At 73.7% G+C, this 6,077-nt stretch carries 6 protein-coding genes and 1 pseudogene; 5 read left to right on the top strand and 2 right to left on the bottom strand.

Annotated features, from left to right (window positions below; all coding sequences use genetic code 11):
* Positions 1-648 (bottom strand): annotated as a pseudogene (locus H9624_RS15480) (hypothetical protein); the annotation flags it as partial.
* Positions 649-768: 120 nt separating this feature from the next.
* Here H9624_RS15480 and H9624_RS15475 point away from each other — a divergent pair.
* A complete protein-coding gene (locus H9624_RS15475; RefSeq protein WP_251840798.1) occupies positions 769-1,626 on the top strand; it encodes a DUF72 domain-containing protein in 858 nt (285 codons plus the stop codon).
* On the top strand, positions 1,623-2,036 hold the full coding sequence (locus tag H9624_RS15470; protein WP_251840797.1) for a pilus assembly protein CpaE: 414 nt from the start codon (positions 1,623-1,625) through the stop codon (positions 2,034-2,036). The genes H9624_RS15475 and H9624_RS15470 overlap by 4 nt, the downstream gene beginning before the upstream one ends.
* A 48-nt stretch (positions 2,037-2,084) precedes the next feature.
* Here the strand turns inward: H9624_RS15470 and H9624_RS15465 are convergent, their stop codons facing one another.
* Entirely contained in the window at positions 2,085-2,792 is a 708-nt protein-coding gene (locus H9624_RS15465; protein ID WP_251840796.1) for a DUF4352 domain-containing protein, read from the bottom strand.
* A 166-nt stretch (positions 2,793-2,958) separates the two neighbouring features.
* Here H9624_RS15465 and H9624_RS15460 point away from each other — a divergent pair, with 166 nt between their 5' ends.
* The 3 genes from H9624_RS15460 (at position 2,959) to H9624_RS17005 (ending at position 5,981) form a co-directional block, all read left to right on the top strand.
* Entirely contained in the window at positions 2,959-4,194 is a 1,236-nt protein-coding gene (locus H9624_RS15460) for a sensor histidine kinase (RefSeq protein ID WP_251840795.1), read from the top strand.
* Between the two features lie 23 nt (positions 4,195-4,217).
* Positions 4,218-4,895 (top strand): response regulator, encoded by a 678-nt coding sequence (locus H9624_RS15455; RefSeq protein ID WP_251840794.1) that lies wholly within the window; start codon positions 4,218-4,220, stop codon positions 4,893-4,895.
* A gap of 195 nt (positions 4,896-5,090) precedes the next feature.
* Complete coding sequence (locus H9624_RS17005; RefSeq protein WP_251840793.1) at positions 5,091-5,981, top strand: CAP domain-containing protein; 891 nt, start codon at positions 5,091-5,093, stop codon at positions 5,979-5,981.
* The last annotated feature ends 96 nt before the right edge of the window (positions 5,982-6,077 follow it).

The following is a 6,077-nucleotide window of genomic DNA, read 5'->3' as shown; positions in this document are numbered from 1 at the left end:
TCGGGGCCAGTCGATGAGACCGCGGTCGAGGAGCTCGCCGGTGGGTTCGAACATGCCACCGAAGGCGCGGCCGCAGGCGGCCATCCTGACGGCGGCCTGCTTGGTGATCCGCAGCCGCATGGACAGCTCCTGGCCCACGACACACTCCCCCCGGGTGCGGCCGGGGACGTCACCGGGCCAGGTCGGGTTCACCGAGTCACGCTCGGCGAGGACCGCGGCGGCGCGGGCGGCCTGGGCCGCGGACCACGCTTCCATGCGCTTGTGCGCGGCGACCAGCTCGACGAGGGAGAAGTCGTCCACGTCGACGGGATCGATTGCCGCGAGCAGCGTGGCCAGCCGCTCGTTCGGGGCCAGCGGCTCGAGGTAGTCCCCGAGGGCGCCGGGCTGGGGGAGGAGTTCCGCGAGGAGGCTGCCGGGCCACCCCGGTGGCTCCTCGTCCGCCGCTGCCGGCGGCCGGGGCCGTGCCTGACCGGGACCGGGCGTCGGGTTGGAGGGTGTGGGGTCGGCCGTCTGCCCCGGCCGGCTGACAGACCGGAACACCAGACCGGCAAAGTCGGGGGAGAGTGCCTCCGCGAAGGTGGCCCTCGCGATCAGGGGCGAGCGGTCGTCGTCGTCAGCGGCGGCTGTCCCGGCTGTCTGACTGACCATCGCCCTCACCCCCTCCTGCCCCTATGATATCGAACACATGTTCGAACGACAAGGGGTGTGGACGACGACGACCGCGCCGCCGCCGGGCGGACCGGCAGGCTCATTCCTACACTCGCTGCCATGGCCGAGGTGCGGATCGGCGTGTCCGGGTGGAGGTACGCCCCCTGGCGCGGAGACTTCTACCCTCCCGGGCTGGCTCAGCGCCGGGAGCTCGAGTACATCGGGCAGACCTTCCCGACCGTCGAGCTCAACGGCTCCTTCTACTCCCTCCAGCGCCCGGAGTCCTACGCGCGCTGGCGCGAGAGCACACCGCCCGGCTTCACCTTCGCGGTCAAGGGCGGCCGGTTCATCACCCACTTCAAGGCGCTGCGTGACGTCGAGGTGCCGCTGGCCAACTTCTTCGCCTCGGGCGTGCTCGCGCTCGAGGACCGGCTCGGTCCGATCCTCTGGCAGCTGCCGGCTCGCCAGCGGCTCGACCTCGACAGGGTCGCCGCGTTCCTCGGCGCGCTCCCGACGAGCACCACCCAGGCCGCTTCCCTCGGCGAACGGCACGACGAACGCCTGGACGGCCGCGCCTGGACGACGACGGACGCGGACCGGCCGCTCCGCCACGCGCTCGAGGTGCGCCACGAGAGCTATGCGGACCCCGCCTTCCTGCGGCTGCTCGCGGAGCACGACGTCGGCCTCGTCGTCTCCGACGGCGGCGAGACCTGGCCCGTGTTCGAGGACGTCACGGCGAGCCTCGTCTACGTGCGCCTCCACGGCGCCACCGAGCTGTACGTGAGTGGCTACGACGAGCCGGCGCTCCGGTCGTGGGCCGCGAAGGTGAGGGCCTGGTACGAGGCGGGGCACGACGTCGTCGTCTACTTCGACAACGACGCCAAGGTGCGGGCGCCCTTCGACGCGCTCGCACTCACCGACATGCTCGCGGACATCGCTGAGCGCCCCGCCGCCACGGTCGGCACACTGGGTGGATGATCAGCGATCGTCTCGCCCGTGAGCTCGAAGCCGCCGGACTTCGCTGGGACCCCGCGCCCGGCGACCGGTTCCGCATCAAGGCGGAGGAGCTCTCCGAGGACGTCTTCATCCTCTCCCACATGGTCATCGAGGCCCGGACCTACGACACCGGCACCGTGCTCAACTTCAACGGGACCACCGAGTGGGCGCTGGACAACGTCGACCAGGACGACGCCCTCTGGTTGCCCCGCGAGGACCAGCTGCGCGAGTACCTCGGTGGCACGTTCCGCGGCTTGGAGCGGGTGGACGGGGAGTACGTCGTCACGACCGCCGGCCCCGACGGGGCGGCCAGCACCCACCGCGCCGCGGACGTCGAGGACGCCTACGCCGCAGCCCTCCTCGAGCTCGTGGAGCGCGCGGTCTCGGCGTAGCGCACGGCCCGGAGCCCTGGCAGGGGGCTCCGGGCCGTGGATCGTGGGTCAGTCCGTGAGGCTGACCGTGACGCCACCGGAGAACATCGAGTCGTGCAGCTCGATGGCGGCGGGCTGGGCGTCGGCGGGAATGTCGAAGACGACCGTCCCCTCGACGGAGTTGCCCGGGTTGATGTCGTTGAGGAACGTCTCCGAGCCCTCGAGGTAGATGGCGGCCGACCCGTTGGCGGAGTGCTCGCGCCCCTGGTCGTCGACGAGGGTCTGGTTGCTCCCGCTGAGCATCTGCGCCTGGTCCCCGATGTTGCTCACCGTCATGTGGACGAGCACGAACTGGCCCTGCGCCTGCTCGCTGAGGAACTCGTCGCCCACCTCGCTGACGCCCGTCTCGACCTCGGTGACGGTGAACTCGAACTTGCCGTCACGCACGGGGTCGCCGACGCCGGCGGCGGCGTCGTCGGCAGGCTCCTCCGGCTCCTCGGCGGGTGCGGCGTCGGCGGGCGCGGCGTCGTCGGCCGCCGGCTCGGCGGCCTCCTCCGCGGGCGCCTCCGAGGTGGTTCCCGACGACGGCGCCTCCTCCTCGCCGCCACCGAGCGCGGTCCCCGCAACGACGAGGACGACGAGGACGAGGATCGCGGTGAGGATCTTGTGCCGGGCGAACCAGCTCTTCTGCTTCGGGGGCTCGGGCGGGTAGGGGGCGCCCGGAGTGGCGTAGGCGCCAGGACCGTGCGGGAAGGTCTGGCCGTCGGTGTGGTTCATCGTGTCCTCCTGGGAGTGGGGCGTGTGACCACCAGCGAACTCGACCGGGCACCGTCGCCACATCGGCCGACTGCCTACCGTTCGCAGCCGATCGGCCAGGCCCGCGCGGCGCGACACTGGCCGGTCGGCGGTGCCGGCGCGGTCCGGCGGTGAATACGGTGTGCCCATGGAGCGACGTGCGCAGATCCCGGCGCGGCCCGCGCCGTGGTGGCGCACCGTGCTGTGGGGCACGCTGTGCGCGCTCATGTCGCTGACGAGCTTCGTCTTCTCCGAGACCGGCCAGCGCGCGGAGGACGGCGCGGTTGTTGTCGTCCTGGTCGGGTTCTTCGTCTCCCTCGGTCTCCCGCTGGTCCTCCTGTGGCGACGACGTGCGCCCTACGCCGTGACCCTGACCGCCGCCGCCACCGCGGTGGTGCTGCCGGTGGGGAGCTGGACGGCGCTCGTCGCCCTCGGTTCGCTCATCTCCCGCAGACGCGGGCCCGACGTGTGGTGGACGACGGCGGCCGTCGCCGTGGCCACGACCGTGACCGTGGCCCGGGACGCCGCCGGACGCACGTCGGGCGCCTCCCTGATCAAGACGCTCCTCGCGCCCGCGGGATCCGAGCCCGGCACCGCGGTCACCCTCGGCTGGTGGGTCGCGCCCCTCTTCCTCGCGCTGGGGATGGCGGTGGCGGTGGGCGCAGGGCTCGCCGTCCGCGCCCGCCGGGAGGCGGCGGTGTCCGCCGGCCAGGTGAGCGCCGCCGAGCAGCGGACCGACCGCCTGGACGACCAGCTGGCCCGCCAGCGTGAGCGCGAGCGCATCGGCCGGGAGGTCCACGACGTCCTCGGCCACCGGCTCTCCCTGCTCAACCTCCACGCCGGTGCCCTGGAGGCCAACGCGCCACCCGACGGCCAGCTCCGCGAGAGTGCCCGCCTCGTCCGCGAGGGCGCGGCGAAGTCGATGGCGGACCTGCGCTCCCTGCTGGCCATGCTCAACGAGCCGCTGAGCGCCGAGCCCGCGGAGCCGGACCTCTCGCTCGTCGACCTCCCCGCGATGATCGGCGAGACCGTCGACGCCGGGCTCCCCGTGAGCTCCTCGGTGTACATCGACGGCGCGGAGCGGGCGGACCCGGCCCTGGCCCGCGGGGTCTACCGGATCGTCCAGGAGCTGCTCACCAACGCCCGCCGGCACGCCGAGGGTCGGCCCGTGCGCCTCGACGTCACCGGCAGCCCGAGCGCCGGCATGCACATCGACGCGCGCAACCCCTACGAGCCCAGCGGGCACGTCGGGGGCGGGCAGGGCCTGCGCGGCATCGCCGAACGCGTCGAGCTGCTCGGCGGGGACCTCGCCTACGGCCTGGACGACGACGGCCGCACCTTCCGCGTCACCGTCCGCCTGCCGTGGCGCGAGGCAGCCCTCTGACCTGCGCCGCCTACGATGACGGCATGCCCGAGGCCCACCGCATCCTCCTGGTCGACGACGACCCGCTCGTGCGGACGGGCCTGCGGCTCCTCCTGAGCAGCGACCCCGCCCTCGAGGTCGTCGGGGAGGCCGGTGACGGTGACGAGGTCGTCGAGGCCGTCCAGCGGCACGCGCCCGACGTCGTCCTCATGGACCTGCGCATGCCCCGCCTCGACGGGATCGCGGCCACCCGCGCGGTGCGGGCGCTGCCGCGGGCACCGCACGTCATCTCCCTCACCACCTGGGACGTCGACGACGCCGTGCTCCGCAGCCTCGAGGCGGGCGCCGAGGGCTTCCTCCTCAAGTCCTCCTCTCCCGCGGAGATCATCGGGGCCGTCAAGGCCGTCGTCGCCGGCGACGCCGTGCTCTCCCCGCGCAGCACCCGGCAGCTCCTGGACCACTACACGCGCGGCGGCGACGGCCAGGCCCGCCAGGAGGCGAAGGCCGCGATGGCGGCGCTCACCGAGCGGGAGCGGGACGTCGCCGTCGCCGTCGGCCACGGGCTGAGCAACGCCGAGGTCGCCGCCCAGCTCTTCGTCTCGGCCGCCACGGTCAAGGCGCACCTCGCCACCATCCAGACCAAGCTCGGGGTCCGGAACCGCGTGCAGGTCGCCGTTCACGCCGAGCGTGCCGGTCTCCTCCGGGCCGCCCACGACCACTGAGGCGTTCACCACGGCGTCGTGACCAAAGCGTGACATTCGCCCGCGTCCGGGGTTAGTGTCGCCCGTGTCCCGCGAACCCTCCGCGCGGGACCCTCGGCCGGCTCCCCCTCCCGCCGCCGCCCGAGGACGACGACCCAGCGGCGGGGTGTGCCGTCGGTCGGGCGCCGACGAGCCGGGGGGTGAGAAGGGCCAGTCGTGGCCGAGCCGTCGTCCCACCGCACCGTGTCCCGAGCCGAGCGTCTCGCGCAGCGCCTGCGACCGTACGAGCAGGTCGCCGCGCCGCTCCAGCGCCGCTACCGCGCGGGCCTGGCCGGTGCTCTCGCCGTCGTCCTCGTCGCGGGCGCGACGGCGGCCGCGGTCGTCGACGACGACGCCTCCGCGGCCCGCGCCGACCTCGCCGCCCTCGGGCTCGAGACCGGCAACGACGTGGCCCCCGGCATCACGGTCCCCGGCTCGGCGGACCTCGGGCTCGAGCCGATGGACGTCGACGTCGAGCTGAGCAAGGGCGACATCCAGGACATCCCCGACGTCGTCGCCGCGATCGAGGCCGAGGAGGAGGCCGAGCGCCAGGCCGCCGCGGCCCGCGAGGAGGCCGCCGCCGCCGCGAGCCGGTCCGCGTCCCGCTCGCCGGCACCCGCCGCCGAGAGCAGCGAGGAGACCGCCGACGACGACGCCCCCGCGGCCGCCGTGTCCGTGGGGCAGGGCGGTGAGCGCGGCGCGATCGGCGCCATGGTCAACGACTTCCGCGCGCAGAACGGCCTGCACACGCTCGGCAGCGACGGCACGCTCGACCAGGTCGCCCAGAGCTGGGCCGAGTGGATGGCTGCCAACCAGACCCTCCAGCACAACCCGAACTACCGGTCCGAGATCGGTGGCGGCTGGTCCGCGGCGGGGGAGAACATCGTCCGGAACACCGGCGGCGCCTCGATGTCCTCCAGCGCGATCACGAGCTGGATGGTCGACTGGTGGAAGAACTCCAGCGTCCACCGGGCCAACATGCTCAACACCAAGTACACCCACGTGGGCGTGGGCTACGCGATGGGCTCGGGCGGCCCCTACGCCGTCCTCCTCCTCGGCGGTCGCTGAGCCCGCTCCGTCTCACCGCGCACGGCGGGGAGCCCCCCGCTTCTCACGCGCTGAGATTTCGCCCGACCTCCCGGTCACACGGGGGCGGACGGCCTC

The sequence above is a fragment of the Oceanitalea stevensii genome (assembly GCF_014837105.1).
In the GTDB taxonomy this organism is placed as follows: Bacteria; Actinomycetota; Actinomycetes; order Actinomycetales; family Actinomycetaceae; genus Oceanitalea; species Oceanitalea stevensii.
Note: the sequence above shows the minus strand (reverse complement) of the source record. Positions and strands in the feature narration are given on the sequence as shown.

Coding starts and splice junctions, on each gene's coding strand:
- H9624_RS15475 (WP_251840798.1), top strand. CDS start 769: ATGGCCGAGGTGCGGATCGGCGTGTCCGGGTGGAGGTACGCCCCCTGG.
- H9624_RS15455 (WP_251840794.1), top strand. CDS start 4,218: ATGCCCGAGGCCCACCGCATCCTCCTGGTCGACGACGACCCGCTCGTG.
- H9624_RS15465 (WP_251840796.1), bottom strand. CDS start 2,792: ATGAACCACACCGACGGCCAGACCTTCCCGCACGGTCCTGGCGCCTAC.
- H9624_RS15470 (WP_251840797.1), top strand. CDS start 1,623: ATGATCAGCGATCGTCTCGCCCGTGAGCTCGAAGCCGCCGGACTTCGC.
- H9624_RS15460 (WP_251840795.1), top strand. CDS start 2,959: ATGGAGCGACGTGCGCAGATCCCGGCGCGGCCCGCGCCGTGGTGGCGC.